The organism is Luteimonas sp. A534 (assembly GCF_054072805.1).
In genome coordinates, this window is the sequence record NZ_JBSVRR010000001.1 from 437,349 (window position 1) to 463,536 (window position 26,188).

Consider the following 26,188-nt stretch of genomic DNA (forward strand, 5'->3'; position numbering starts at 1 on the left):
TGAGGATAGCCGGACCGCGTTCGAATGGGATGAACGCCAGCGCGACTCCCGTCACGCCGCGGCAATCCCGTCCTGGCGGTCGGGCTTGCGACGCACGTAGACCTGCTTGCGGACGGATGCGACGACGTCGCCGGCCGCATCGTGGATATCGGTGTCGAACCAGTGCAGGTACTTGCCGCCCTCGGCGGTGCCCGCCCGCATGGCGCCGAGCACGTCGTCGCCGAGGTCGAAGCGCGCACGCACGGTGCCGCGTCCCGGCTTGAGGAAGCGGATTTCGCCAGCCTGGTCCCAGACGAAGTAGTCACGCCCCAGGGAGCGCATGGTCAGGAGCATCCAGAACGGATCGGTCATCGCGAACAGGCTGCCGCCGAAGTGGGTGCCGACGTAGTTGCGGTTGTACCAGCGCTGCCGCAGCTCGACGCTGGCATGCCGGAAATCCTCCTCGAGGGCGGTGATGCGGATGCCCGCGAACAGGAAGGGCGGCCACGTGTTCATGCCGCGGCGCAGGATCGAAGCCCGCATGGCTCAGGACAGCAGCAGTGACGACATCTGCCGGCGGTAGCGCGACACGAGCTCGCCGTCGTCGATCACGCGGAAGGCTTCGATCAGGGCCTTGCGCGGCAGACCGTCGTCGAAGCCGCGGTCGCGGCGCAGCATGTCCATGAATTCCTTCAACGCCGCCTCGTGGCGTCCGGCGACCATGTGGTGTGCGCCAAGCAGGTGGCGGGCGCGCAGGTCACCGGGATCGGCGGCGATCGCCGCTTCGAGCACGGGCGCCTGCGGAGCGTCGCGGAGCACGGCGGCGAAGGCCAGTGCGGCGCGGGCGCGCAGGGCGCGGTCGTCGGTCGCGAGGTTGGCGGGGAGGGCATCGAGCAGGCGGCCGGCTTCGTCAGTGACGCCGGTGGCGAGCAGGGCCACGGCAAGGTCGAGCTTCAGTCCGTCGTCATCGGGCGCGGCCTCGCTTTCGCGACGCAGGCGCTGCACTTCGGCATGGGGATCGGGCGGCGGCGCGGCCTCGCTGGCGGGCTCGGCGTCCGCCGGCGCGTCGGCAGGCACGATGCCGTGGCCGGCGAGGAACTCGCGAAGCTGGCCTTCGGGCATGGCGCCGGGAAAGCCGTCCACCGGCTGCCCGTCCTTGACCAGGATGACGGTGGGGATCGAACGGATCTGGAACGCGCCGGCAAGCTGCTGCTCGCGGTCGACGTCGATCTTCGCCAGCACGAAGGCGCCGTTGTAGTCGGCGGCCAGCTTCTCCAGCACCGGGCCCAGGGTCTTGCAGGGCCCGCACCACTCGGCCCAGAAATCCACCAGGACCGGGACCTGCAGCGAGCGCTCGAGGACCTGCGCCTCGAAATTGTCGGCGGTGGCGTCGAAAACGTGCGGCGATGCGTGTTCGGGGGACATTGCTCGATCCGGTATGCGATGGAACCCGAGATTGTGCCAGCGCTTGCCGTTTGCAAGTCCGCGGGGCGAGGATGCGACGTTCCACGGGAGCAACGGGCGCATGGCTGAAGCGGGCGGACATCGACGTACAGGGTGGGTGCGCGTCGCCGGCATCGCGGCCGGCGCATGCTTCGCGCTTGCGCTGTGGGGTTTCGGCGCAGCACTGGATGGCTACAGCCAGATGGCGTACCCGGTGGCGCTGCTCGGTGCGGCGGGTGTGCCGCGCGCGACGCAGTTCAACTTGCTTGCGTTCCTCGTGCCGGGCCTGTTGGCGGCATGCGTTGCCATGGGGCGTCGTGGCGAACTGTCGGCATCGTCGCTGCTGTCGGCGCGCCTGGGCTGGACCCTGGTGCTGCTGTCGGCCCTGGCTTTCGCGACCCAGGGCCTGTTGCCGCTCGATCCCGTCGAACCCGACGCGGGCAGGGGGCGGTTGCACGGCGTTGCCTGGGGGCTGTGGGCGATCGCCTTCGTTGCTGCCGCGCTCGCACTCGCGACTGCGGCGTTTTTGGCAAGGCGCCCCGGGGCGGCCGCTGGCCATCTTGTTGCCGGCGCGCTGGTGTTCACGCTGGCCTGGCTGGTCGGCGACGCCGTTCCCGTCGCGCTGGCCCAGCGCGCCGCCTTTGCGTGCTGGTTCGCGTGGCTGGCCTGCTGCGGATGGGGACGCAGCCGATAACCGCGGACGGTGATCCACGCGTCGCGTGGCGGCGGCAGCGTCCACTACGGTAGGCTTGACGGCCCCCTGTCTGCTGGCCAAACCGACGTGCCCGAACCTATTTCCCCTGCGTCCGATCCGATCTCCTACAGCCCCGCCAAGGCCGAGCGCGCGGCCCAGGGTTACTGGGACCGGACTCGCGCCTGGGAAGTCAGCGAGGACCCGTCGCGGCCGAAGTACTTCTGCCTGGCGATGCTGCCGTACCCGTCGGGTGCGCTGCACATGGGGCATGTGCGCAACTACACCATCGGCGACGTCATCAGCCGCCACAAGCGCATGAGCGGCTACAACGTGCTGCAGCCCATGGGCTGGGACGCCTTCGGCCTGCCGGCCGAGAACGCGGCGATCAAGAACCGCACCGCGCCGGCGAAGTGGACATACGCCAACATCGACCACATGCGCGAGCAGCTGAAGATGCTCGGCTACGGCATCGACTGGTCGCGCGAATTCGCCACCTGCAGCCCGGACTACTACGTGCACGAACAGCGCATGTTCACCCGGTTGATGAAGAAGGGCATGGCTTACCGCCGCAACGCGGTGGTGAACTGGGACCCGCTCGACCAGACCGTGCTTGCCAACGAGCAGGTGATCGACGGCCGCGGCTGGAGATCCGGCGCGCTGGTTGAAAAGCGCGAGATCCCGCAGTGGTTCCTGAAGATCACCGACTACGCGCAGGAGCTGCTCGACGGCCTGGACACGCTCGACGGCTGGCCGGACCCGGTCAAGACCATGCAGCGCAACTGGATCGGGCGCAGCGAGGGCCTGGAGTTCGGTTTCAGGGTCGACGGCGAAGACGAGCCGCTGCGGGTGTACACCACGCGTCCCGACACGCTGATGGGCGTGACCTTCATCTCGATTGCCGCCGAGCACCCGCTGGCGGTCAAGGCCGCGCGCGACAACCTGGAGCTGGCCGTGTTCCTCGACGAGCTCAGGCGCGGCGGCGTGTCCGAGGCGGAGCTTGAAGCGCAGGAAAAGCGCGGCATGGCGACCGGGCAGTGGGCCATCCATCCGGTCACCGGCGAGGACGTGCCGATCTACGTCGCCAATTTCGTGCTGATGGGCTACGGCACCGGCGCGGTGATGGCGGTACCTGCGCATGACCAGCGCGACTGGGAGTTCGCCAAGGCCTACGGCCTGCCGGTGCGCCCGGTGATCGTGCCGGCCGCGGTGCGCGACGCGCTCGACGAACTCGTGCACGACGTCGGGGCGGACACCGACCCCTTCCAGGCGGCGCTGGCCGGCGGCTCGGTCGATGCCTACGATGCCTCGGCGGCGGTTGCCGTGGTGCGCCAGTACCTCAACGGCGTCGAGCGGCAGGGCGCGTATGTCGAGCGCGGCACCCTGATCAATTCGGGCGAGTACAACGGCATGGACTTCGATGCCGCCTTCGCCGCGCTGGCCGCGCGCTTCGAGGCCGAGGGCATCGGCCGCCGCCGCGTCAATTTCCGCCTGCGCGACTGGGGCGTGAGCCGCCAGCGCTACTGGGGCTGCCCGATCCCGGTGGTGTATTGCGACGCCTGCGGCGCGGTGCCGGTGCCCGAGGACCAGCTGCCGGTGGTGCTGCCCGAGGACGTGGCCGACGCATTCTCGGCCGGCGTGGTGCAGTCGCCGATCAAGGCCGATCCCGAGTGGCGGAAGACCACCTGCCCGACCTGCGGCGGTGCCGCCGAACGCGAAACCGACACCTTCGACACCTTCATGGAGTCGAGCTGGTACTACGCGCGCTACACCTCGCCGGGCGCGGCCGACATGGTCGACGGACGCGCGAAGTACTGGGCGCCGGTCGACCAGTACATCGGCGGCATCGAGCACGCGATCCTGCACCTGCTGTATTTCCGCTTCTACCACAAGCTCCTGCGCGACCAGGGCTTCGTGGACAGCGACGAGCCCGCGGTGAACCTGCTCACCCAGGGCATGGTCGTGGCCGACACCTACTACCGCGAGGACGCCAACGGCGCCAGGGAGTGGTTCAACCCGGCCGACGTCGAGGTCGAGCGCGACGAGCGCGGGCGCATCACCGGGGCCCACCTGGCATCCGATGGCCAGCCGGTGAAGGTGGGCGGCATCGAGAAGATGTCGAAGTCGAAGAACAACGGCGTCGACCCCCAGGCCATGGTCGACCGGTACGGCGCCGACACCGTGCGCCTGTTCTCGATGTTCGCCTCGCCGCCGACCCTGTCGCTGGAGTGGAACGAGGCCGGCGTCGAAGGCATGTCGCGCTTCCTGCGTCGCGTCTGGCGCCTGGTCCACGACCATGCCGCCGCGCTCGCCAATGGCGGCGGAGCGGTCCCGGCCATGCCGCCGCCCGCGTCCCTGTCCCCGGAACAGAAGACCCTGCGGCGCCAGCTGCACGCGGCCATCCAGAAGGTCGATGACGACTACGGTCGCCGCCACAGCTTCAATACCGCCATTGCCGCGCTGATGGAGCTGCTGAACCACGTCGTGAAGTTCAACGATGACGGGGAAGCCGGGCGTGCAGTCCGCCACGAGGCGCTGGAAGCGATGGTGTTGATGCTCAACCCCGTGACGCCGCATGCCTCGCACGCGCTGTGGCAGATGCTGGGCCATGCCGAAGGGGTCGTGGACGACGTGCCGTTCCCGGTCGCCGACCCGGCGGCGCTGGTGCGCGACGCGGTCACCCTGGCGGTGCAGGTGAACGGCAAGCTCCGCGGCACCATCGAGGTCGCCGCCGACGCCGCGCGCGAGGCGATCGAGGCCCAGGCCCTGGCGGAGCCGGGCGTGGCCCGGATGCTCGAGGGATTGACGGTGCGCAAGGTGATCGTGGTGCCGGGCAAGATCGTGAACGTGGTGGCCGCGTGAAGGCCGCCGCGCGCCTTGCCGCGGGTTCCGGCCTCGTCCAGACTCCTCCGATGGACCGCCGCCGCCTCCGCCTCGCCTTGCCCGCGCTGTTCGCGTTGCTCCTGTCCGCGTGCGGTTTCCACCTGCGCGAACCGCTGACGCTGCCGCCCGACCTGACCGGCGTCCAGATCGTGGCCCGTGATCCTTACAGCCCGCTGGCGCAGGCGCTGACGCGTTCGATCGAGCGCGCGGGTGTCGAGGTCCCGGAGCGCCGTGGCCCGGGCGTGGCGCTGCTGCGGATCCTGTCCGAGCGCTGGGACTCGCAGGCGATCAGCGTCGACCAGTTCGGCCGTGCCCAGGAATTCACCCTGCGCTATGCGGCGGTGTTCACGCTGGAGGGCATCAATGGCGAGGAGCTCGTGCCGGAGCAGGTCATCGAGCTGTCGCGGGACTACGTCTCGCTGCCCGAAAACTCCACCGGTTCGGAAAGCGAGCGCGAGATGCTGTCGCGCGAGCTGCAGCGGGAGATGGCCGCGGCCGTGCTCCGTCGCATCGATGCGGTGAACCGCGCCTCGGCGCCGGAAGCCGCGACCACGCCGGCGGCCGGCGGCTGAGCCGCCGCGTCACTTCGCGATGGCCCGTGAACTGAGTCCCGAGCAGCTGGCTGCAGGCGTGGCGCGCGGTGCACTGGCGCCCGCCTACCTGGTGGCCGGTGCCGAGGCGCTGCGCGTGCTCGAATGCGCGGATGCGATCCGCGCGGCGGCCCGCGAACAGGGCTATGCCGAGCGCGAGGTCTTTGAAGTCGAAGGCCGCGACATCGACTGGGACGGCCTCGAGGCCAGCCTGCGCGCGCCCGGCCTGTTCGCAGCGCGGCGACTGATCGAGGTGCGCCTGCCGACGACGAAGCCCGGCAAGCAGGGCGGTGAGGTGATCACCGGCTTCTGCGCGCACCCGCCCCCGGACATCTGCCTGCTGGTGACCGGCGGCGAATGGAGCAAGCGCCACGGCGGCAAGTGGAGCGAAGCGATCGCCTCGGTCGGGTCCATCGCCGCGGCCTGGCCGATCAAGGCGCACGAACTGGAAGGGTGGCTCGAGGCGCGCCTGCGCAAGCATGGCGTGCGTGCCGACCGCGATGCCGTGCGCCTGCTGGTCGAGCGCGTGGAGGGCAACCTGCTCGCCGCGGCGCAGGAAATCGACAAGCTGGCCCTGCTCGCCGGCGACGGCATGCTGGACGCGGCGCGGATGCAGGCGCTGGTCGCCGACGCCGCCCGCTATGACGTATTCCGCCTGGTCGATTCGGCACTCAACGGCCAGGGCGCGCAGGCCGTGCGCATGCTCGCCGGGCTGCGGGCCGAAGGACAGGCCGTGCCCGCGCTGATGGGCATGGTGGTGATGGAACTGCAGCGCACCGCCGCGCTGGCGCGGGTCAAGGCGCGCGGCGGCAACCTCGGCGCGGAGTTCAAGGCGCAGCGGATATGGGATGCCAAGGAGGCCGCCTACCGGCGCGCGCTGGAGCGCCATCCGGTCGCGCGCTGGGAGCGCTTCGTGGCGGTGGCGGGCGAGGTCGATCGCGTTGCCAAGGGCCGCGGCGCCGGCGACGAATGGCTGATGCTCGAACGCCTGCTGCTCGCGGTCGCGGACGCACGCGCCGTACCGCTGCTGGCGGCATGAACCTGCTGGCCTGCTACGGAGGCAGCTTCGACCCGCTCCATCTTGGCCACCTTGCGATCGCCCGCGGCGTTCGCGACGCGCTGGACGCGGACGTTACCCTGGTGCCGGCCGCCGACCCGCCGCATAAGGATGCGACCCACGTCGCCGCCGGCCTCCGCGCACGGATGCTCGAACTGGCGCTCGCAGGCGAGCCGGGCCTGCGCGTGGACCGGCGGGAGCTGGATCGCAAGGGGCCCTCCTACACCATCGACACCCTGCGCCTGGTGCGCGCGGGGCAGGGCCCACACCGGCCCATTGCGTGGGTGGTGGGCGGCGACTCCCTGCAGCAGCTTGACCGCTGGTACCGCTGGCGGGAGCTTTTCGCGCATGGCCATGTGCTGGCGGTGGCGCGGCCGGGTGCGCTGCTCGACGCCGCCGCCATCGCAGCGTGTGCGCCGGAGCTCCAGGACCAGCTTGATTCCCGGCGGAGGCCCGCGCAGGCGCTGGCGGAGACCGCGGCCGGAGGCTTCGCCGTGCTGGACCTGGGGCAGCTGCGCCAGGAATCGTCGACCGCGGTCCGCGCCCTGATCGCCGCCGGCGGCGACTGGGAGGCGATGCTCCCGCCAGCGGTGGCCGGATTCATCCGCGATCACCGCCTGTATGGATACGGGGCGGACACGGCCCCTTCGCTATAATCCCCCGCCACGCCCACGAGCCCGCACCCCTTGACCAGCCAAGCCCAAGTCATCAAGACCAGCCACCCCGATCCGTCGCCGTCGGTCGACGTGCTGCTGTCCACCGTGCTGGAGGCCGTGGCCGAGCTCAAGGCGGTCGACGTCGCCGAGATCGACGTCCGCGGCAAGACCAGCGTCTGCGACTACATGGTGGTCGCTTCGGGAACGTCGTCGCGCCACGTGAAATCCATCGCCGACGAGGTGGTGAAGTTCGCCAAGCGCCTTGGCTTCCAGCCGCTCGGCGTCGAAGGCGAGCGCGAGGCGGAGTGGGTCCTGGTGGACCTGGGCGACGTCGTCGCCCACATCATGCTGCCGCGCGTGCGCGAGTTCTATGCCCTGGAACGCTTGTGGACGGTCGGCGACGAGCCGCCGGGCGCCGGCGGCGCGGACGGCTTCCACGACCCGACCCGCGACGCGGGCTGAGTCGGGCCACGCGGTGAAGGCACGCCTGGTGGCCGTGGGCGAACGCCCGCCGGGCTGGGTCGCGGAAGGCTTCGCCGAATACCGCAAGCGGCTGTCGCACTGGCTGCCGCTGGAACTTGTCGAAGCCACTCCCGGCCTGCGCGGCAAGGGCCGCGATGCCGTGCGTGCCACTTTCGATGAAGGCCAGCGCGTGCTGGCCGCGCTGCCGCGCGACGTGCACGTGGTGGCGCTGGACGGCCGCGGCCGCGCCTGGGATTCCGAGGCGTTGTCCGGGCGGCTGGAGCACTGGCGCGGTCAGGGCCGGGACCTGGCCTTCCTCGTCGGCGGGCCCGAAGGCCACGCCGACGAGGTACTGGCCCGCGCCGACGAAACCTGGTCGCTGGGCCCGCTCACCCTCCCGCACATGCTGGTGCGGCTGGTGCTGGCCGAGCAGCTCTACCGCGCCGCGGCGCTGCTCGCCAACCATCCCTACCACCGCGCCTGAGCGCGGGGTTCAGCCCCGCTCGAGCGTGAACTCGATCGGGACCAGGCCGATGGCCTGCACCGCGCGGCCATCGCGCATCGCCGGCTGGAAGGTCCAGTTGCGCAGCACGTGCCGGCGCGCGGCCTCGTCGAGCCGGCGATAGCCGCTGCCGGTCTCGACATCGACCTGCAGCGGGCGGCCGTCGACGTCGACCAGCACGCGCAGGGTCACCGTGCCCTGGTGGCCTGCGCGCAGTTCGGTGCTCGGGTAGGGCGGCGCGCTCGCCCGGGCATAGGCCAGGCGCATGCCGACGGCCGGACCCGATCCGGCCGGGGCGATGTCGTCGCCGCCGCTCGCGGGTGGTGGCGACGGATCGGCGGCGATGGTGCCGCCGTCCACAAGCGGCGGCGCAGCCACGGCGGGTTCGGGCGTGACGCTGCGCCGTGCCGGTGCGGTGGGCGCAGCCGGCGTGACCGGCTGCTGCACCGGCACGATCACCGGCGGCGCGGGCGGGGGAACCGGGCGGGGCTCGAACCACTCCGCCTCGATGCCCTTGGGCGCTGCCGGCTCCGTGGCCGGGCGGCTCAAGGGCACCAGCATCAACAGCAACACCGCGCCATTGAACAGAAGGGCACCGGTGATTCCGGTGATGCGTACCGGGTCGGGCCGGTCGGCGCCATGCGGCTCGTGGCGCGCATGCAGGACGGGGAACGGACTGCGGTTTTCGGGCTGCAGGACCATGGACCACCTCCTCGTTGTACCGGCACGGTGCCGGGTGCATCGACGCCAACGCGCGACCGGCGGCCGCGGGGTTTCAGCGTCCCAGTTCGAACACTACCTCAAGGTTCGCTTCCAGGGTGTTCTCACCGGCGGCCACCGGGGTCGAGGCCTGAGCATCCATGGCCATCGCGCGCATGGCGAACATCGGTCGCGGCTGCTGCATGCCGCCGCCTTCGCTGATGCTCACGATCCGGCGCACGCGCAGGTCCAGGGCCTTCGCGTACATGTCGGCGCGTGCGCGCGCCTGGTCAAGCGCCTTGCGTCGGGCTTCGTCGTAGACGGCGTCGGGCTGGTCGATGCCGAAGCTCGGGCCGTTGACGTTGTTGGCGCCGCTGGCGACCAGCGCGTCGAGTACTTCGCCCAGCTTCGCGATGTCGCGCACCTTCAGGTTGACCGTGTTGCTGGCGCTGTAGCCCGAGATCCGCGGCTCCTCGTTGTCGACGTGGCGGTAGGTGGGATGGATGTTGATGCCGGTGGTCTGGATGTCCCGCTCGGCGACGCCGGCGGCACGGATCGCGGCCAGCACCCGCGTCATCTGCGCGGCGTTTTCGCGCATCGCGGCGTTGGCGTCGGCTGCCTGTGTGACCACGCCCGCCGACGCGGTCGCGATGTCGGGCGCGCGGCTCGATTCACCCCGGGCGGACACCGAGAGCAGGGTGCCGTCACTGCTGGCCTGGGGGGCGGGATTCTGCGCGGCTGCGGGCATGGCAAGGCTTCCGAGGGCAAGTGCGAACGCGAGGGCAAGGGACTGGGTGGCGTGGGGCATGGTGGTCTCCGGAAAGGGACAGGGGCAAGGGTTGGTCCGGGGGAGTGAACGGGTCGTGAGCCGGAACGGGGTTGCGACCGGTCGCGCGGATCGGGGCAGCGCCGGCACGGTATCCTTCCGCCATGCTCCACCTTGCCTCCAAATCACCGCGCCGGCGAGAGCTGCTGGCGCGCCTCGGGCTCGACTTCGGCGTTCTCGAAGTCGACGTTCCCGAACAGCGCGCGCCCGGAGAAGCGCCGGAGGACTACGTTGCCCGCGTGGCCCGCGAGAAGGCCGGCGCCGGGCTGCTGCACGTGGTCGCGGTCCCCGGCGCGGTGGTGCTGGGTTCCGACACCGAGGTGGTGCTCGATAACGAGGTCTTCGGCAAGCCCGCCGACGCCGCCGAGGCCGAGGCGATGCTGCGCCGCCTGTCCGGTCGCACGCACCGCGTGCTGACCTCCGTGTCGCTGGTGTCCGCGGGGCGCGAAGTGCGTGCGCTGGTCGCCAGTGAAGTCGCCTTCGCCGCGCTGTCGGATGCCGATATCGCGGACTACGTCGGCAGCGGCGAGCCGATGGGCCGCGCCGGCGCCTATGCCATCCAGGGCGGCGCGGAACGTTTCGTCACCCGCCTTGCGGGCAGCTATTCGGGCGTGATGGGCCTGCCCCTGCACGAGACCGCATCGCTGCTGCGCGAGTTCGGCATCCACGCGCGCACGCCGCGCGCGGATGGCGGCGCATGAGCGAGGAGATCCTGGTCAACGTCACCCCGCGCGAGACCCGCGTGGCCGTGGTCGAGAACGGCATGCTGCAGGAGCTGCACATCGAGCGCGGCTGGCGCCGTGGCGTGGTCGGCAACATCTACAAGGGACGCGTGCAGCGGGTGATGCCGGGCATGCAGGCCGCCTTCGTCGACATCGGGCTGGAGCGCGCGGCGTTCCTGCATGCCAACGACGTGCTGCGCCCCGGGCGCGCCGAGGATCTTGGCGTCGAGGACTCCGCTGGCGCGCCCGGTCCTGCGCAGGGCGCAGCGCAGCCGACGCCGCCGATCAGCGAGCTGCTGCGTGACGGCCAGGAAGTCGTGGTGCAGGTGGTGAAGGACCCGATCGGCGGCAAGGGCGCGCGACTCACCACCCAGATCAGCATTCCCTCGCGCTACCTGGTGCTGCTGCCGCAGTCGCGGGTGATCGGCGTCTCGGCGCGGATCGAGGACGACGCCGAACGCGCGCGGCTGAAGGCACGTGTCGGCGATCTTGCGCAGGCCGGCGGCCATGGCTACATCGTGCGCACGAACGCGGAGGGCCAGCCGGAAGAGGCCCTGGCCGAAGACGTCGCCTACCTGGCGCGCGCTTGGGCGCTGGTCGAACGCAGCGTTTCCGACGCACGCGTGGGCGCCTGCGTCTACGAGGACCTGACGCTGCCGATGCGCGCGGTGCGCGACCTGATCCGCCGCGACGTGGAGAAGGTCAAGGTCGATTCGCGCGAGACCTGCGACCGCCTGAAGGTCTTCGCCGCGCAGTACATGCCGGGGCTGGCCGAGAAGATCGAGCACTACAGCGGCGCGCGTCCGGTGTTCGACCTCTACGGCGTGGAGGACGAGATCGGCCGCGCGCTCGAGAAGGAAGTGCCGCTGAAGTCCGGCGGCTACCTGGTCATCGACCAGACCGAGGCGATGACCACGGTCGACGTCAACACCGGCTCCTTCCTGGGCCAGCGCAACCTTGAAGAGACGGTGTACCGCACGAACCTGGAGGCCGCGCAGGCGGTGGCGCGCCAGCTCCGGCTGCGCAACCTTGGCGGCATCATCATCATCGACTTCATCGACATGACCGATCCGGAGCACCGCCGCCAGGTGCTTCGAACGTTGGAGAAGTCGCTCGCGCGCGACCACGCCAAGACCACGGTCTACGACTTCTCGCCGCTGGGCCTGGTGGAGATGACGCGCAAGCGCACCGTGGAGAGCCTGGAGCGCCAGCTCAGCGAAACCTGCCACGAATGCGGCGGCCGCGGCATGCTCAAGACCACCGAAACGGTGACCTACGAGGTGTTCCGCGAGATCGTGCGCGCCGTGCGCCAGTTCGACGCAGAGCGCCTGCTGGTGATCGCCTCGCCCAAGGTGGTGGCGCGGATCACGGAAGAAGAATCGGCGGCGGTGGCCGAGCTGGAGGAATTCCTCGGCAAGAGCATCCGCTTCCAGGCCGACGAGCAATACCTGCAGGAGCAGTTCGATGTCGTCCTGCTCTGAGCGCTGCGCACGGCGCGCGGGTCGCTGATGTCGGGTCCGCTCCGCCGCGGCCTGCGTCGCGCGCGGCGCGGCGCCTGGTACGTGTTCGCCATCGGCCTGGTGGTGATGGCGCTGGGCGCGGGCATCACCAGCCAGCTGCTGCCCTTGGCCGAGCGCCACCCAGAGCGCATCGCCGAATGGCTGGGCGCCCGTGCGGGGCGGCCGGTGTCGTTCGACAGCCTGGAGACCGAATGGACGCGGCGCGGCCCGCTGCTGCGCCTGGACGGCCTGCGCATCGGCAGTGGTGCCGACGCCATCCCGATCGGCGAAGCCGAGGTGCTGGTCGCGCAGTACGCGGGGCTGCTCCCGGGGCGCTCCTTCACCGAGCTGCGCCTGCGCGGCCTCGAGCTGACGCTCGAGCGCAGCGACGATGGCCGCTGGCAGGTGCGCGGCCTTCCGGGCGAAGCGCAGGCCGACGGCGACCCCTTCGCCGCGCTGGAAGGCCTGGGCGAACTGCAGGTGGTCGATGGCGTGCTGCTGGTGGATGCGCCGGCCCTTGGCATTCAGGCGCGACTCGACGAGGTCGACGTGCGCCTGCGCGTGGACGGCAATCGCGTGCGCGCCGCCGCGCGGGCCTGGATGGTGCCGGGGGTTTCACCGCTGGACATCACTGCGGAGCTGGATCGCGCCAGCGGCGACGCCCGCGCCTGGCTGGCGCTGCGTCGCGCCGATCTTTCCGCCTGGTCGGACCTGCAGGCGGGTGGCATCGGGCCGGTGGCGGGTTCGGGGCGGCTCCAGGCCTGGGCGGACCTGCGCGGCTATCGCATCGATTCGCTGGTCATGCGCGGCGAGCTGGAAGGCCTGCGCCTGAGGGGAAGCGGCGGCGAAGCCGATCTCGGCCAACTTGATCTGGATGCGCGCTGGACCGCACTGGAAGGCGGCTGGCGCGTCGACGCGCCACGCCTGCGCCTGGGCGCTGGCGCTACCGCGCAGTCGCTGGATGGCCTGCTCGTGGCGGGCGGGGCGCGGCGCGCGCTGGTCGCCGAACGCATCGATGCCGGGGCGCTGCTTGCACTGGCGTCACTGGCGCCCGCCATGCCCGAAGGACTCGCCGGCTGGCTGCGCGAAGCGCGTCCCACCGGCTTGCTCCACGACGTGGACATCGCCGGTGCCGCCGGAGGTGCGCTGCGCGCAAGCGCGCGGATCGAAGGCCTGGGCTTCAAAGTGCAGGGCGAAGCGCCCGGACTCTCGGGACTGTCGGGCAGCCTCCGCGGTGATGCAGCCGCGCTGGTGTTCACGCCCGATCCCGATGCGGTGGCCAGCGTCGATTGGCCCATGGGATTCGGTCCGTCGGCGCACGACGTGCGGCTTCGCGGCGAGCTGGTGGCCTGGCACGCCGCCGACGGCTGGCAGGTGCGCACCCCGGCCTTGCGCATCGATGGCGAGGGTTACGGCGCTGCTCTCCGCGGCGGCATGGTGTTCCAGGGCGATGGTACGCGGCCGGGGATCGACCTGGTGGCCGAGGTCGATGAAGCGCGCGTGCCGGTGGCGAAGCGCTTCTGGATCCGTCACCTGATGCCCGGGGCCGCGGTGGAATGGCTGGATTCAGCGCTGGTCGATGGCCGCGTGCTGGAGGGGCGCGCGGTGGTTTCCGGGGACCTCGACGACTGGCCTTTCGAATCCGATGGCGACAGGGCCGGTGCCGGGCGGTTCCATGCCAGCGCCAGGCTCGAGGACGCCGAGGTGCGCTTCGATCCCGACTGGCCGGCCGCCGAAGCGCTCGATGGCCATATCGACTTCATCGCCAACGGCTTCAGCGTCGAGGGCACTGCGCGCCTGGGCGACGTACCCGTGCGTTCGCTGCGTGCCGCGATCACCGACTTCGGCGACGCCCCGCTGCGGGTCGATGCTGTGTTCGCAAGCGACGCCGCGCCCGTGTTGGCGCTGCTAAGGGACAGTCCGCTGCGCGAGGGGCGCGAGGAGATGCTTGACGCGCTGTCGGCCTCGGGTCCGATGCGCGCCACGTTCGGGATGGTGCTGCCGCTGGGTGATGACGATGGCGCCCGCGGCCTGCGCGTGTCCGGCGGCATCGCGCTTGCAGGCGCGCGCCTGGAAGAGAAGCGCTGGGATGTGGCGTTCGACGATGTCCATGGCGACGCCCGCTACGACCAGGACGGCTTCAACACCCAAGGCCTGCGCGTGCGCCGGGATGGACAGCCCGGGCGGCTGTCGCTGCGCGCCGGTGTTGGGCACGTGCGCGGACGCGGCACGGCGTTCGAGGCCGAACTCGAAGCCAGCCTGGCATCTTCGGAACTCGCCGCTCGCGCACCGGAGCTGGCCTGGCTGGGGGCGCGCCTGCACGGTCGCTCGGCGTGGACCCTGGCACTGGCGCTGCCGGAGGACGCCGGTGGCGACGGCGCCGGTGGACGCCTGCAACTGCGATCGGACCTGGTCGGCACCCGCCTGTCGCTGCCGGCGCCATTGGGCAAGACGGCCGCGGAGCCCCTGGCAGCACGTATCGACCTGACGCTACCCATGGGCGAGGACGACATCGACGTGGTGCTGGGCAAGCGCGTCGCGCTGCGCGCGCGCAGCCACGGCGGTCGCACCGGGGTACTTGCGGTGCTGGGCAGCGACCGCGTCGATGCGGCGCCGCCGGATTCGGGCATCCGCATCACCGGTCGCACGCCGGTGCTTGACGCGATGGAGTGGGCGGGGATGTTTGCCGGCGACGCGCAGGACGGCGCCGACGGCCTGGCGCTGCGCGGCATCGATCTCGTCGCGGGCAGGCTGCAGCTGCTGGGCGGCGCGTTTCCGGGGACGCGGGTGGTCGCCCGACAGGAGCGCGGCGCCACGCGCGTTCGCCTGGACGGCGAAGCGCTGGCCGGCAGCGTCGACATCCCGCGCGGCGAGGGAGCGACGCTCTCGGCGGAGCTGCAGCGCCTGTACTGGCGCAGTGCGCGCGCCGGCACGGGCACCGCGGATGCCGGAGCGGCGGGCGTCCCCAGTGTGGAGTCGGCCGCAGGGGCCCACGCGACCGCGGGCGACGCTGCCGCCGATGCAGACATCGATCCGGCGGGCCTTCCCCCGCTGGCGATCGTGGTGGACGACCTGCGCGTGGCCGCGGCGCCGCTGGGGCGGATGGAACTGCGGACGCGGCCCACGGCGGAAGGCCTGCAGGTGGAGTCCTTGCAGCTGCGTTCGAAGGGGCAGGCGATCGATGTCGACGGCGCCTGGACCGGGCGCGGCGCGCAGGCGCGCACGCGGATGCAGGTCGCGGTGCAGAGCGAAGACTTTGGTGCCTTGCTGGCCGGTCTGGGAATGGTCGGGCGCATCGACGGCGGTGAGGGCACGGCGCGCTTCGATGGCGCGTGGCCCGGCTCGCCCGCCGGCTTCACGCTGGGTGCGCTGGAAGGCAGCCTGTCGCTCACGGTCAAGGATGGCCGTTTGGTCGAAGTGGATCCCGGTGCCGGCCGCGTGCTCGGCCTGCTCAGCGTTGCCGAGCTGCCGCGGCGACTGATGCTGGATTTCCGCGATCTTTTCTCGCGCGGCTTCGTGTTCAACCGCGTCGGCGGCACGGTCCGCTTCGCCGACGGTCTCGCGCACGGCGAGGACCTGGTGATCGACGGCGCGGCGGCCGAAATCCATATCCGCGGCAGCGCCGACATGCGCGCGCAGACCTACGACCAGGTGATCGAGGTCTTCCCGCGGACCGGCGGACTGCTCACTGCGGTGGGCGCCATCACTGCCGGGCCGGTGGGCGCGGCGGTCGGCGCGGTGGCCAATGCGGTGTTCGAGAAGCCGCTGGGCCGCATGGGCGCGCGCACCTACCACGTCACCGGGCCCTGGAAGGATCCGAAGGTGGTGGTCGAAGGACGCGAGCTGCCGGCCACGCCCGCAGCCGCGCCGGACCCCGCGGCCGGAGCGGCCAGCGATCGCGATCCCGCGCCCCGACCTTGATCGCCGCGTTGCCGCCCGCACCTTGTAGAACAACGACGTCCACCAGCCGGAACTCTCCATGACCCAAGCCCTCGAGATCGCCGAATCACGCCTGCTGCTGCCCGCGGGCCTCGACGGTGCCGGCCTGGAACGCACGTTCGGAACGCTGCTCGGGCCCGGCATCGACTTCGGCGATATCTATTTCCAGCACGCGCGGCGCGAGAGCTGGACGGTCGAGGACGGCATCGTCAAGGACGGCGCGCATTCGATCGAGCAGGGCGTGGGCGTGCGCGCGATCAGCGGCGAGAAGACCGGCTTTGCCTATGCCGACGACATCGATGCGCAATCGCTGCTGGCCGCGGCCGGTTCCGCGCGGGCGATCGCGCGCAGCGGCACCGAGCACCGCGTGCAGGCGCTGGTGCCGGCCGGCGCGCGCACGCTGTACCCGGCCGAGGATCCGATCGACGGCATGGCCAACGACGCCAAGGTCGAAGCCCTGCGGCGCGTCGACCGCCTGCTGCGCGCCGCCGATCCGCGGGTGAAGCAGGTAATGGTGAGCCTGTCCGGCGGCGTCGACACCATCTTCGTGGCGCGCTCGGACGGCGTGGTTGCCGGCGACGTGCGGCCGCTGGTGCGTCTCAATATCCAGGTGATCGTGGAGCAGGGCGGGCGGCGCGAGACCGGCTATGCCGGCTACGGCGGCCGCTACGCGTATGCCGAGCTGCTTGGCGACGGCCGGCCGGAGCACTTCGCGCGCGAGGCGCTGCGCCAGGCGCTGGTCAACCTCGAGGCCATCGATGCGCCCGCCGGCGTGATGCCGGTCGTGCTTGGCAGCGGCTGGCCCGGCGTGCTGCTGCATGAAGCGGTCGGCCATGGCCTCGAGGGCGACTTCAACCGCAAGGGCACCAGCACCTATGCCGGCCGCATGGGCCAGCGCGTCGCCGCGCCCGGCGTCACCATCGTCGACGACGGCACGCTCGACAACCGTCGCGGATCGCTCAACGTCGACGACGAGGGCACGCCGACGCAGTGCACCACGCTGATCGAGGACGGCGTGCTCACCGGCTACATGCAGGACACGCTCAACGCGCGCCTGATGGGCGTGAAGCCGACCGGCAACGGCCGCCGTGAATCCTTCGCCCACCTGGTGATGCCGCGGATGACCAACACCTACATGCGCGCCGGCCAGGACGATCCCGCCGACATGATCCGTTCGGTGAAGAAGGGCCTGTACGCGGTCAATTTCGGCGGCGGCCAGGTCGACATCACCAGCGGCAAGTATGTGTTCTCGGCCACCGAGGCCTACCTGATCGAGGACGGCAAGGTGACCGCGCCGGTGAAGGGCGCGACCCTGATCGGCAGCGGTCCGGAGACGATGCAGAAGGTGCGCATGGTCGGCCACGACATGGCGCTCGACGACGGCGTCGGCACCTGCGGCAAGGACGGCCAGAGCGTGCCGGTCGGCGTGGGCCAGCCGTCGCTCCTGATCGACGGCATTACCGTTGGCGGCACGCGCGCGTGAACCCGCGACGCGCTGTGGGAGCGGCTACAGCCGCGATTCCGGTGGTGCGGCAATGCGATCGCGGCTATAGCCGCTCCCACAGGGGGCGGTCTTCGCTTTCGATGCGGCGGTGCAATCGCGGCTGTAGCCGCTCCTACAAGGGACTGTCTTCGCTTTCGTCGCTGGCGGGCTGGGCGTTCTCGCCGGCGCCGTCCGCATCCAGCAGGGCGCGGACTTCGCGGTACAGCTCGCGGAAGGCGCGCGGCGGCTTCGCGGCCTTGCGTTCGGCCAGCGCGTTGCGCACCAGCTGGCGGAGGCGCTGGCGGTCGGCGCCGGGGAATTCGTCGAGCAGCGCCGACAGCGCGGCATCGGCGTCGTCGCCCACCAGGCGCTCGCGCCAGGCCTCGGCCCGGTGCAGGCGCGCGGTGTCCAGGCGCGCGGCCTCGCCGTCGACGTCGAGCGCGTCACGCAGCGCATCGAGCGCTTCGTCCTCTTCGCGACGCAGCTGCTTGGCCAGGAAGGCGATCTCGCGCTTGCGCGCGATGTGCGAGCTGATGCGGCGGACCTGGGCGATGTGCGGCAGCAGGTGTTCGCCCAGCGGCAGCTTCGCCAGCCGGCCGGGGTCGAGTTCCACCAGCTGCTTTGCAAGCTCCAGCACGTCCAGCGCCTCGCGACGCTGCGCGCTGCGGCTGGGGCCGAGGAAATCGCCGGTGTCTTCGTCCTTGCCGCGCATGTCGTTCCAGCCGCCTGTTGAACCGTTCAAGAACCCTGAAGGATAAGGCATTGACCACCGCCATCACCGACACGAACCCCATCCACGACGACAGCCGCGAGCGTCTGGCGCGCCTGGAGGGCATCGCCGGCCAGCTGCTTGACCGCTGTCGCGCCGCTGGCGCCAGCCAGGCCGAGGTGTCCTGCAGCGAGGACCGGGGCCTGGAGGTGAACGTGCGCATGGGCGAGGTGGAGTCGGTGGAGTCCACCCGCGACCGCGGGATCGCGGTGACCGTGTATTTCGGCCAGCGCAAGGGCAGCGCCAGCACCGCCGACCTGCGCGAGGAGAGCCTGGCGGCCACGGTGGAGCAGGCTTGCGCGATCGCGCGCCACACCGAGGACGATGCCGCCGCCGGCCTGGCCGATGGAGAGCTGATGGCGCGCGACTTGCGCGAGTTCGATGCCTGGCACCCGTGGGCGCTGGATGCGCAGGATGCGGTGGCGCTGGCCCTGGCGGCCGAGCAGGCCGGGCGCGACGCCGACGCCCGCATCACCAATTCCGACGGCGCCGGCGTGGGCACAGGCACCTCGCTTGGCGTCTATGCGAACTCGCACGGCTTTATCGGCGCCGAGCGCGCCAGCCACCACAGCCTGTCCTGCGCGCTGATCGCCGGCCGTGGCGAGGACATGCAGCGCGAAGGTTGGTACAGCTACGCGCTGGCGCCCGAAGACCTGGATCCCGCCGCCGACATCGGCCGCATGGCCGCGCAGCGCGCGGTGTCGCGCCTGGCGCCGTCGCCGGTCGCGACCGGCCGCTATCAAGTGTTGTTCTCCGCAGAGGTCGCGCGGTCGCTGATTGGCCACCTGCTCGGCGCCGTGTCCGGTGGCGCGCTGTACCGCGGCGCCAGTTTCCTGGTCGATGCCGCGGGCCAGCAGCTGTTCCCGGACTGGTTTGCGATCCACGAGCGGCCGTTCCTGCCGCGCGGCCTGCGCTCGGCGTCATTCGATGCCGAAGGCGTGGCCACGCGCGAGTCATCGCTGGTCGAAGCCGGCGTGCTGCAGCGCTACGTGCTCGGCAGCTATTCCGCGCGCCGGCTGGGACTTGCGACCACGGCCAATGCCGGCGGCGTGCACAACCTCGACGTGGTGGCGAATGCCGGTGGCTTCGACGACCTGGTGCGCGGCATGGGCGACGGCCTGCTCATCACCAGCCTGATGGGGCAGGGCGTGAACACCGTCACCGGCGACTATTCGCGCGGTGCCGCCGGATTCCGTGTCGAGGGCGGTGCCATCACCCACCCGGTCGATGGCATCACCGTGGCCGGGAACCTGCGCGACATGTTCATGGCGATCGAGGCCGTGGGCAACGATGTCGATCCGCGCTCGCACATCCGCACGGGCTCGATCCTGCTGGGCGGGATGACGGTTGCCGGCGCGGACTGACATGTTACCGTTCGAGCCGGCAAGTCCGCCGGGGAGAGACGCGATGATCGACGAAGACAACAACGACCAGGCGGGGCAGACCGTGTCCGGCGCGGGCGTCATCGATCCACAACAGCGGCAGTGGGGGATGTTCGCGCATCTGTCCGCACTGCTTGGCGGCCTGCTGACCGCGGCCTGGGGCGGCAGCCTCGGCTGCTTCATCGGTCCCCTGGTGATCTGGCTGGTCAAGAAGGACACGATGCCCTTCGTCGACGACCAGGCCAAGGAAGCGCTGAACTTCAACATCACCGTGGCCATCATCTTCCTGGTGCTGTTCCTGATGACCATCTTCACGCTGGGCATCGGGATCATCATCACCGGGCCGCTGTTCTTCATCGTCGGCATCGCCTGGCTGGTGCTCACCATCGTCGCGGCGATCAAGGCCAACGACGGCGTGGCCTACCGCTATCCGCTGACCCTGCGCCTGATCAAGTAAGGCGTGCCCGGCCGCGGGCTGCTCAGCGCCCGCGGCCTTTGCGCGCCATCGCGTCGTCCAAACGGTCCATGCGGTCCTCCAGCGGCGGGTGCGTGCGGTAGAGCTGCGCCAGCCGTGCCGGCCGCGTGCCGAGCGACGCCATCTTCTGCAGCACCGAATAGAACGCGAGCGGCTCGAAGCCGGCGCGCTGCAGGTAGATGCCAGCCGCGGCGTCCGCGCGGTATTCCGCCTCCCGGTCGAGTCCTGTGAGCAGGACGGCGGCACCGTGGCGGTCGACGTAGTCGCGGGCATAGGCCGCCGCGCCCGGCGTGGCCACCTGCGACAGCACCGCGTCCTTGCCGGCTTCGCGCACCTGCTGCTTGCGGATGACCTCGAAGTGGTCGCGCTGGACCACGTGGCCGAGTTCGTGGGCGAGCACCGCCGCGAGTTCGGCATCGTCGCCGAGCAGTTCGTACAGTCCGCGCGTCAGCATCACGTAGCCGCCGGGTGCGGCATAGGCGTTGACCTCGCCGTCGTCGAGTACGCCGAAGGTCCAGGGCAGGTCGGGACGCGAGGTCTGCGAAGCCAGCCAGCGGCCCACGAGGTTCACGCGGCGCTGCGCGGCGGCGTCGGCCCACAGCGGAGCGACGCCAAGCACGCGGCCGGTCACGGCGGGGCCGAGCGCGCGCTCCTCTTCGGCGACCTCCTTGTCGGACTTGCCCATCGCCCGGTCGGCGACGCGCGTGGCCTGCGAACCTCCCAGTGCCCCGCCGCCGATCTTCGACAGGAGCCCGCGCGCGGAGGCGAGCCCGCGACGCTTGTCGGCCTGGGTGGCCTGCTGTCCCGAGGTGTCGAGCTCCCGGGCTTCGCCGGGCCAGGGCACGCTGCGCGCCTGCCAGCCCTGCGCGTGTGCATGCGCCGATGCGGCGGCGGCATCGACGCGGTGGCCTTCCATGCGTGCCAGGGCGGCAGCGTCGTGGCGGCCGCCGGTGAGATCGCTGGCATCGATGCCGCGGACGGTCGCGGTCTCGGTCACGCGCCCGCGGCCGGCCTGGCCCTGCAGGAGCGCCTGCCGGCTGGTGTCCGGTGTTTCCGCGCCGGCGCTGGCCATGCGGACCTCGTTGACGCGGACGTAGCCGCTGCGCCCGTCGCCCAGCGCAAGCTGATACCAAAGGCCCTGCTGGGCGCTGATATCCACGCGCGCGTCGCGTGCGAGCGTGGTGATGGCCGGCGCCGCGGGATCGGGAGCGTTGCGCACCTCGACCGAGCGCTTGTGCACCACGGCCGGCATCGCGGCCGAGAGGGCAGCCAAAGCGAGGCCGCTGGCGGCGAGGGTGGCGAGCATCGCCAGGCTCAGGGAGCGGATGGTGTTTCGCATGGGGTGTCCTCGAATACCTGTGACAAGGGGAGCAGGGTGTTGCTGGCAGCCAGTGGCCGATGTTCAAGCAGGTCCAGGTCCTGGCCGAGCAGCGCGCGCAGGCGCAGCCGGCGGCCGGCAGTGCCGGTTCCGGCGCCGTCGTCGATCCGCGCGGTGGCCACGCACACCATGACCCGGCCGCGCCCATCCAGGCGTTCGGCGGTGGCGTTGAGCGCGGCATGCAGGGCGTCGAGGTCGCGCGTGGCCTGTGCGCGCACGGCGTCTTCGCTGTCGGCCTTCCAGGTAAGCAGCACGAGGTCATCCAGGATCGGCTGCATCCAGTGCTTGCGCTCGACCAGGCCTTCGATGATCACGATGTCGTCGCTGGTGTAGACGAGCTTGCGCAGCACGCGGCGATATTCGCGCCGCCGGCGTTTGACCTGCGGCATCGGCAACCCTGCGTCGGGCTCCATGCGCAGGCGTGCCAGCAGCAGCCAGGGATGTGCCGCCGGGTCGTACTCGGGCAGGTAATCGGAGTTGCCCGAGGCGCGCCCGCGCTGCACCGCTGCGTAGCCGCGGCACAGCGCGAAGCACAGGGCGCCGTAGCCGAGGCTGGCGAAGATGTCGACGAACCAGCCGAAGAAGGTCAGGCCGGCAAAGGCGGCTGCGAGCAGCGTGAGGTTGGTGGCGACGAAGACCGGGTCGACGTCCTTGTGGGGCTCGCCGCGCCAGAACACGAAGCACGTCAGCAGCACGAGCACGCTGGCCAGCGCGTATTTGAGCCAGCCGGGCGGCATCCTGATCCAGGTGTCGGCGATCAGTGCCTCGGTGGCCTCGGCGAGGATCGCGACGCCGGGCATGGCCATGTCCACGGGCGTCGGCTTGGCGTCGTTGATGCCGGCGGCGGTGTGGCCCACCACGGCCACGGCCCCGTCCAGCGGCGGCAGCCCCTGCCCGCAGACCGGCCTGCCTTCGATGAGATCCGCGGCGCTGGCATAGGGCAGCTGCGAGTGTTCGCGCCAGTTGATGCGCAGGTCGCCGCCGCGCGCGGCCACCGCGGCCCGGGAGTCCGCGCCGGCGGCGTGCGCAAGCCGCAGCGCCAGGGCCGGCATTGCCCATCCACCCGCAGCCTCGTACAGGCGCACGTCGCGCAGCACGCCGTCGCGGCCGCGCTGGATGTTGACCAGGCCGGAGTGGCGCGCCATCGCCGCGCCGTAGGGTTGGAGCAGGGCCACGCGCGGGCCCGGGATCGCGGCATCGGGGACCAGGCGGAACGCGCCCGGGACCGCGTCCACGCGCGTGGACGCCGTGGCGTCGAAATCGGAATGCAGGCGCGTGGCGGCGAAGATGAAGCGGCCTTCGCCTCCCCCGGCCATGGCCTCGAGCAGGGCATCGCCACCGGGATCCGCGGGCGCGCGGTCAGCAAACAGGATATCGATGCCGACCGCACGCACCCCGGCACGGTCGAGCGCATCGAGGAGGTCGGCGTGGCGTTCGCGGCTCCAGGGCCAGCCGCCTTCGCCGAGGGCCCGGTAATACTCGATCGAGCACTCGTCGATCTCGACCACCACGGTGCGCCCGCTCGGCACCGGTTCAAGCGGTCGCAGGCCGATGATCCGGTCGAAGACCGCGTCCTCGGCGGCATCCAGCGAACGCCCGTGCTGCCAGTCCCACGCCAGCCCGCCGAGCATGGCCAGCGCCAGCAGCGGGTAGAACGCGAAGCGCAGCCGCTGCGAGCACCAGGACAGCGGACGCCGATAGCAGCGCTCGAGCACGGCCCACGCGTCCATGAAGCGGACGCTGGCGCCTGCCATGGCCGAATCGATCGCACTGCGCACCCGGTAACCCAGACTGCCCGACACGTTTCCCCCCGGGCTTCGCCCTGTCAGGAGGTAAACGTCCAACCGGGGCGAAAAGCGACAGCCTCAGTGCGAGCGGTGTATCGCCAGTTTGCCCAATGCGGCCAGCGCCGCCGCGCGCGCGCCGAAGGGCGCGAGTGATCCGGCCATGGCGGTGCCGAGCCCGGCCAGTCGCGTGCGCGACGCGTCGATGCCGATCAGGGCGGGGAAGGTCGCTTTGTCCTGCGCGGCGTCCTTGCCCGCGGTCTTGCCAAGGATGGCGCTTTCGCCCTCGACGTCGAGCAGGTCGTCGCGGATCTGGAAGGCGAGGCCAAGCGCGTCGGCGTAGGCATCCAGGCGCATGCGCTCGCCGCTGTCGGCGTCGGCCGCGATGGCTCCCATGCGCACGGCGGCGCGGATCAGGGCGCCGGTCTTGAGCGCGTGCAGGTGTTCGAGTTCGTCGATGCCCGACGAAGCGCTCCGACCGGTGGCGGCAAGGTCCAGGGCCTGGCCACCGCACATGCCGCCTGCGCCCGCGGCGACTGCCAGCTCGCGCAGCATCGCCACGCGCGCCGCGTCGCTTCCGGCGGCATCGGCCAGCACGGCGAAGGCCAGTGACTGCAACGCATCCCCGGCCAGGATCGCGGTCGACTCGTCGAAGGCGACGTGGACGGTGGGCTGGCCGCGGCGCAGGGCGTCGTCGTCCATGGCCGGCAGGTCGTCGTGGACCAGGGAATAGGCGTGGATCAGTTCGATCGCCGCGGCGGGTGCGTCGAGCAGGGATTCATCGGCGCCGAAGGCCGTGCCGGTCGCGTAGACCAGCAGCGGACGCATGCGCTTTCCGCCAAGCAGGACGGCGTGCCGCATGGCGTCCCCCAGGCGGTGCTCGGCCGCGGGATGGGCCGCGAGGGCGGCTTCGAGGACCTTGTCGATCCGGTGCCTCCAGGCCTCGAGGCGAGCCGCCGTTTCGGCCCCGCCAAGCGCCTCAGGCATCGTCGCCGCTGGCCGGGAACGGCGTGGCCGAGTCGGGCTGCTGCGGGTCGGTGAGCAGGCGGACGCGCAGCTCGGCCTGTTCAAGCGCCTGCTGGCAGCGGCGGTAGAGGCCGACGCCGCGCTCGTAGGCGGCGAGCGAGTCCTCAAGGCTCATGTCGCCGTGCTCCATCTTCTCGACCAGCTGCTCGAGCGAATCGAGCGAGGCTTCGAAGTCGGCGACCGGGGACGTGCTGTTGTCGGATTCGGGCTTGCGTGGCATGCCCTCGAGTTTACGCCAAGTCCCGCCAGTGCAGGCGTGCATCCCGGGCGTCGAGCCAGTCGTCGAGCGGGGCCGCGAGCAGGCGGTCGCCGGCCGCCAGGAGCTGGCCGTGGGCGTCGGACAGCAGTGGCATGCGCGCGCGCAGCCAGGGCGGAAGGCCTGCGTCCTGGAGCAGGTGCTTGAGCGCGTGCGAGTGCTCGCGTCCGCGCAGATGCAGGCGTTCACCGCCGCGGCGGGAATGCGCGTGCATCGGCTGGTCGAAGGCGTCCACGCCTTCCAGCGACAGGCTGCCGCCACCCGGCAGCATCAGGGGCTGGTGGCCGTCCCACTCGACCATCCAGTCCGCAGGGAGCGGCGGTGCCGGTCGCACGGCGTGGAGATGGCCGCGCCATGCGCGGATCAGTGCGCCGGCCCAGCGATACGCGGCATCGCCATCGCCGCGCGCATCGAGCAGCTGGTCGATGGCGGGAAATGCGGGCGCAGGCAGGGGTGGCAAGCACAGGCTTGCGGTCCAGGCGCGGAGCGCGCGTGCGCGTTCGGCTGAAGACAGCGCGCGCAGCGGCTGCATCGGAAGCGGCTGCGTGCACAGGTCCGGCGAAGCACCGTCACCACGGCCGTTTCGATCATCGCTGGCACCGCTGCGGGGGAATAGTGCGTCGAGCAGCTCGGCGTCACGCGTGGCGAGCAGCTCGGAGGCCTCGGCGCACAGCGCGGCGCTGCGCGCGAACGCGGCATCCGCCGTCGGCCAGCGTTCGCGCAGCAGCGGCAGGACGCGCTCGCGGAGCAGGGTACGGTCGTGCGCGGGATCGGTGTTCGCAGGATCCTCGATCCATGACAGGCCTTCGGCTTGGGCCCAGGCATGGATGCGTGCGCGCGGCTGGCCGAGCAGCGGCCGCCACATCCAGCCCGCTGCGAAGCGTCGCCAGGGCCGCATCGCCGCGAGGCCTTCGGGTCCCGAGGCGCGCAGTGCGCGCAGGAGGAAGGTTTCGGCCTGGTCGTCCTGGTGGTGGGCAAGGGTCAGCACGTCGCCTTCGCCGAGCACCGTGGCGAACGCGGCGTGGCGTGCCGTCCGTGCCGCGGCTTCGAGGCCAAGGCCACTGTCGCGGGCGACCGTGACTTCGCGCACCACCAGCGGAACCTCGAGGCGTGCGCAGACGGCAGCGCAGTGGGCGGCCCAGTCGCCTGCGCCGGGATGCAGGCCGTGATGCACGTGGATGGCGCGCAGTCCGCGCGCGCGGACCGGAGGCAGCGCCGCGAGCCGGTGCAGCAGCACGGTGGAGTCGAGCCCGCCGCTCAGCGCAACCGTGACCGCGGTGCCGGCGTCATCCGGAAGGGTGAAGAGACCGTCGGGCAGGTACGGGTCCATGGCGTTGCGCAAGGTGCGGCGCGCGGCGTTGCAGGCCGCCGCGCGCCGCCGGATGCTTACTCCGTTTCGATGCGGATGCCGCCGATGAAGCCAGCTGCCAGGTTGTAGATGAACGCCTGGATCGCGCCGCCGATGAAGCCGAAGATGCCGTACATGATCGGCAGCAGGATGACCGCCATGAAGCCCCCGAACATGGCGAATCCACCACCGTTGCCGGTGCCGGCAATGCTGCCGATCAGCCCGCCGAACAGGAAGATGATGAGGCCCGCAAGGAGGCCGAAGGCCGCGGTGATGATGCCGGCGATCTTCGCGGCGGAAAGGATATCGATACGCTTGATGATCATGCAGTAGTGCTCC

24 protein-coding genes are annotated in these 26,188 nt (G+C 71.3%); 13 read left to right on the forward strand and 11 right to left on the reverse strand.

All coding sequences use genetic code 11. The features are described from left to right. Positions 1 to 51 precede the first annotated feature (51 nt). Positions 52 to 522 (reverse strand): DUF4442 domain-containing protein, encoded by a 471-nt coding sequence (locus ACW5F0_RS02000; RefSeq protein WP_456964360.1) that lies wholly within the window; start codon positions 520 to 522, stop codon positions 52 to 54. Positions 523 to 525: 3 nt separating this feature from the next. Further along, positions 526 to 1,404 (reverse strand): thioredoxin, encoded by an 879-nt coding sequence (gene trxA, locus ACW5F0_RS02005; RefSeq protein ID WP_456964361.1) that lies wholly within the window; start codon positions 1,402 to 1,404, stop codon positions 526 to 528. 136 nt (positions 1,405 to 1,540) lie between these two features. Here trxA and ACW5F0_RS02010 point away from each other — a divergent pair, with 136 nt between their 5' ends. From ACW5F0_RS02010 to rlmH, 7 genes are all read left to right on the forward strand, one after another. Next, a complete protein-coding gene (locus ACW5F0_RS02010; protein WP_456998924.1) occupies positions 1,541 to 2,116 on the forward strand; it encodes a DUF998 domain-containing protein in 576 nt (191 codons plus the stop codon). An 87-nt stretch (positions 2,117 to 2,203) separates the two neighbouring features. Next, on the forward strand, positions 2,204 to 4,975 hold the full coding sequence (leuS, locus tag ACW5F0_RS02015; RefSeq protein ID WP_456998925.1) for a leucine--tRNA ligase: 2,772 nt from the start codon (positions 2,204 to 2,206) through the stop codon (positions 4,973 to 4,975). Between the two features lie 50 nt (positions 4,976 to 5,025). Further along, positions 5,026 to 5,568: an LPS-assembly lipoprotein LptE gene (locus ACW5F0_RS02020; RefSeq protein WP_456964364.1), complete on the forward strand. Its 543-nt coding sequence runs from the start codon at positions 5,026 to 5,028 to the stop codon at positions 5,566 to 5,568. Between the two features lie 19 nt (positions 5,569 to 5,587). Beyond that, positions 5,588 to 6,625, forward strand: a complete 1,038-nt coding sequence (holA, locus tag ACW5F0_RS02025; RefSeq protein ID WP_456998926.1) for a DNA polymerase III subunit delta — start codon at positions 5,588 to 5,590, stop codon at positions 6,623 to 6,625. Continuing rightward, positions 6,622 to 7,299: a nicotinate-nucleotide adenylyltransferase gene (nadD, locus tag ACW5F0_RS02030; protein WP_456998927.1), complete on the forward strand. Its 678-nt coding sequence runs from the start codon at positions 6,622 to 6,624 to the stop codon at positions 7,297 to 7,299. Before holA ends, nadD begins: the two co-directional genes overlap by 4 nt. A 30-nt stretch (positions 7,300 to 7,329) precedes the next feature. After that, entirely contained in the window at positions 7,330 to 7,761 is a 432-nt protein-coding gene (rsfS, locus tag ACW5F0_RS02035) for a ribosome silencing factor (RefSeq protein ID WP_456964367.1), read from the forward strand. Positions 7,762 to 7,774: 13 nt separating this feature from the next. After that, on the forward strand, positions 7,775 to 8,245 hold the full coding sequence (rlmH, locus tag ACW5F0_RS02040) for a 23S rRNA (pseudouridine(1915)-N(3))-methyltransferase RlmH (RefSeq protein WP_456998929.1): 471 nt from the start codon (positions 7,775 to 7,777) through the stop codon (positions 8,243 to 8,245). Between the two features lie 9 nt (positions 8,246 to 8,254). Here rlmH and ACW5F0_RS02045 read toward each other — a convergent pair whose 3' ends face one another. Together ACW5F0_RS02045 and ACW5F0_RS02050 are read right to left on the reverse strand one after the other, a co-directional pair. Beyond that, positions 8,255 to 8,965, reverse strand: coding sequence for an energy transducer TonB (locus tag ACW5F0_RS02045; RefSeq protein WP_456964369.1), 711 nt, complete (start codon positions 8,963 to 8,965; stop codon positions 8,255 to 8,257). Positions 8,966 to 9,038: 73 nt separating this feature from the next. Then, positions 9,039 to 9,770 carry an SIMPL domain-containing protein gene (locus ACW5F0_RS02050; RefSeq protein ID WP_456964370.1) on the reverse strand — a complete coding sequence of 244 codons (732 nt, stop codon included), beginning with the start codon at positions 9,768 to 9,770 and terminating at the stop codon, positions 9,039 to 9,041. Positions 9,771 to 9,892: 122 nt separating this feature from the next. Here ACW5F0_RS02050 and ACW5F0_RS02055 point away from each other — a divergent pair, with 122 nt between their 5' ends. Genes ACW5F0_RS02055 through tldD form a run of 4 tightly spaced genes read left to right on the forward strand, consistent with a single transcriptional unit; the run spans position 9,893 to position 17,431 of the window. After that, complete coding sequence (locus tag ACW5F0_RS02055; protein ID WP_456964371.1) at positions 9,893 to 10,489, forward strand: Maf family protein; 597 nt, start codon at positions 9,893 to 9,895, stop codon at positions 10,487 to 10,489. Then, positions 10,486 to 11,991: a ribonuclease G gene (rng, locus tag ACW5F0_RS02060; protein WP_456964372.1), complete on the forward strand. Its 1,506-nt coding sequence runs from the start codon at positions 10,486 to 10,488 to the stop codon at positions 11,989 to 11,991. Before ACW5F0_RS02055 ends, rng begins: the two co-directional genes overlap by 4 nt. 27 nt (positions 11,992 to 12,018) lie before the next feature. Further along, positions 12,019 to 15,930, forward strand: a complete 3,912-nt coding sequence (locus tag ACW5F0_RS02065; RefSeq protein WP_456998930.1) for a YhdP family protein — start codon at positions 12,019 to 12,021, stop codon at positions 15,928 to 15,930. A gap of 58 nt (positions 15,931 to 15,988) precedes the next feature. Then, complete coding sequence (gene tldD / locus ACW5F0_RS02070; RefSeq protein ID WP_456964374.1) at positions 15,989 to 17,431, forward strand: metalloprotease TldD; 1,443 nt, start codon at positions 15,989 to 15,991, stop codon at positions 17,429 to 17,431. Between the two features lie 133 nt (positions 17,432 to 17,564). On the opposite strand, the gene yjgA is transcribed toward tldD, so the two are convergent. Further along, positions 17,565 to 18,143 carry a ribosome biogenesis factor YjgA gene (yjgA, locus tag ACW5F0_RS02075; protein ID WP_456965243.1) on the reverse strand — a complete coding sequence of 193 codons (579 nt, stop codon included), beginning with the start codon at positions 18,141 to 18,143 and terminating at the stop codon, positions 17,565 to 17,567. A 62-nt stretch (positions 18,144 to 18,205) separates the two neighbouring features. Between yjgA and pmbA the strand changes: the two genes are divergently transcribed. Then, on the forward strand, positions 18,206 to 19,564 hold the full coding sequence (pmbA, locus tag ACW5F0_RS02080; protein WP_456965244.1) for a metalloprotease PmbA: 1,359 nt from the start codon (positions 18,206 to 18,208) through the stop codon (positions 19,562 to 19,564). A 127-nt stretch (positions 19,565 to 19,691) separates the two neighbouring features. Further along, the gene (locus ACW5F0_RS02085) at positions 19,692 to 20,039 is read left to right on the forward strand and encodes a DUF4870 domain-containing protein (RefSeq protein WP_456965245.1); all 348 of its coding nucleotides are present in this window, start codon (positions 19,692 to 19,694) and stop codon (positions 20,037 to 20,039) included. A 22-nt stretch (positions 20,040 to 20,061) separates the two neighbouring features. Here the strand turns inward: ACW5F0_RS02085 and ACW5F0_RS02090 are convergent, their stop codons facing one another. From ACW5F0_RS02090 to ACW5F0_RS02115, 6 genes are all read right to left on the reverse strand, one after another. Next, positions 20,062 to 21,396 (reverse strand): M48 family metalloprotease, encoded by a 1,335-nt coding sequence (locus ACW5F0_RS02090; protein WP_456964375.1) that lies wholly within the window; start codon positions 21,394 to 21,396, stop codon positions 20,062 to 20,064. After that, the gene (locus tag ACW5F0_RS02095) at positions 21,372 to 23,237 is read right to left on the reverse strand and encodes a CHASE2 domain-containing protein (RefSeq protein ID WP_456998931.1); all 1,866 of its coding nucleotides are present in this window, start codon (positions 23,235 to 23,237) and stop codon (positions 21,372 to 21,374) included. The genes ACW5F0_RS02090 and ACW5F0_RS02095 overlap by 25 nt, the downstream gene beginning before the upstream one ends. A gap of 63 nt (positions 23,238 to 23,300) precedes the next feature. Continuing rightward, positions 23,301 to 24,206, reverse strand: a complete 906-nt coding sequence (locus tag ACW5F0_RS02100) for a polyprenyl synthetase family protein (protein ID WP_456998932.1) — start codon at positions 24,204 to 24,206, stop codon at positions 23,301 to 23,303. After that, complete coding sequence (locus tag ACW5F0_RS02105; RefSeq protein ID WP_456964378.1) at positions 24,199 to 24,465, reverse strand: exodeoxyribonuclease VII small subunit; 267 nt, start codon at positions 24,463 to 24,465, stop codon at positions 24,199 to 24,201. The genes ACW5F0_RS02100 and ACW5F0_RS02105 overlap by 8 nt, the downstream gene beginning before the upstream one ends. Positions 24,466 to 24,475: 10 nt before the next feature. Next, the gene (tilS, locus tag ACW5F0_RS02110) at positions 24,476 to 25,831 is read right to left on the reverse strand and encodes a tRNA lysidine(34) synthetase TilS (protein ID WP_456998933.1); all 1,356 of its coding nucleotides are present in this window, start codon (positions 25,829 to 25,831) and stop codon (positions 24,476 to 24,478) included. Between the two features lie 56 nt (positions 25,832 to 25,887). Next, a complete protein-coding gene (locus ACW5F0_RS02115; protein WP_456964380.1) occupies positions 25,888 to 26,175 on the reverse strand; it encodes a hypothetical protein in 288 nt (95 codons plus the stop codon). Between the last annotated feature and the right edge of the window lie 13 nt (positions 26,176 to 26,188).

Excerpts from the sequence above, each read along its gene's own strand:
- ACW5F0_RS02020 (WP_456964364.1), top strand. The coding sequence starts at position 5,026 with ATGGACCGCCGCCGCCTCCGCCTCGCCTTGCCCGCGCTGTTCGCGTTG.
- ACW5F0_RS02090 (WP_456964375.1), bottom strand. The coding sequence starts at position 21,396 with ATGCGAAACACCATCCGCTCCCTGAGCCTGGCGATGCTCGCCACCCTC.
- ACW5F0_RS02085 (WP_456965245.1), top strand. The coding sequence starts at position 19,692 with ATGTTCGCGCATCTGTCCGCACTGCTTGGCGGCCTGCTGACCGCGGCC.
- ACW5F0_RS02105 (WP_456964378.1), bottom strand. The coding sequence starts at position 24,465 with ATGCCACGCAAGCCCGAATCCGACAACAGCACGTCCCCGGTCGCCGAC.
- nadD (WP_456998927.1), top strand. The coding sequence starts at position 6,622 with ATGAACCTGCTGGCCTGCTACGGAGGCAGCTTCGACCCGCTCCATCTT.
- rng (WP_456964372.1), top strand. The coding sequence starts at position 10,486 with ATGAGCGAGGAGATCCTGGTCAACGTCACCCCGCGCGAGACCCGCGTG.
- ACW5F0_RS02050 (WP_456964370.1), bottom strand. The coding sequence starts at position 9,770 with ATGCCCCACGCCACCCAGTCCCTTGCCCTCGCGTTCGCACTTGCCCTC.
- tilS (WP_456998933.1), bottom strand. The coding sequence starts at position 25,831 with ATGGACCCGTACCTGCCCGACGGTCTCTTCACCCTTCCGGATGACGCC.
- yjgA (WP_456965243.1), bottom strand. The coding sequence starts at position 18,143 with ATGCGCGGCAAGGACGAAGACACCGGCGATTTCCTCGGCCCCAGCCGC.
- ACW5F0_RS02045 (WP_456964369.1), bottom strand. The coding sequence starts at position 8,965 with ATGGTCCTGCAGCCCGAAAACCGCAGTCCGTTCCCCGTCCTGCATGCG.
- ACW5F0_RS02100 (WP_456998932.1), bottom strand. The coding sequence starts at position 24,206 with ATGCCTGAGGCGCTTGGCGGGGCCGAAACGGCGGCTCGCCTCGAGGCC.
- ACW5F0_RS02055 (WP_456964371.1), top strand. The coding sequence starts at position 9,893 with ATGCTCCACCTTGCCTCCAAATCACCGCGCCGGCGAGAGCTGCTGGCG.
- trxA (WP_456964361.1), bottom strand. The coding sequence starts at position 1,404 with ATGTCCCCCGAACACGCATCGCCGCACGTTTTCGACGCCACCGCCGAC.
- ACW5F0_RS02115 (WP_456964380.1), bottom strand. The coding sequence starts at position 26,175 with ATGATCATCAAGCGTATCGATATCCTTTCCGCCGCGAAGATCGCCGGC.
- holA (WP_456998926.1), top strand. The coding sequence starts at position 5,588 with ATGGCCCGTGAACTGAGTCCCGAGCAGCTGGCTGCAGGCGTGGCGCGC.
- ACW5F0_RS02065 (WP_456998930.1), top strand. The coding sequence starts at position 12,019 with ATGTCGGGTCCGCTCCGCCGCGGCCTGCGTCGCGCGCGGCGCGGCGCC.
- tldD (WP_456964374.1), top strand. The coding sequence starts at position 15,989 with ATGACCCAAGCCCTCGAGATCGCCGAATCACGCCTGCTGCTGCCCGCG.
- ACW5F0_RS02000 (WP_456964360.1), bottom strand. The coding sequence starts at position 522 with ATGCGGGCTTCGATCCTGCGCCGCGGCATGAACACGTGGCCGCCCTTC.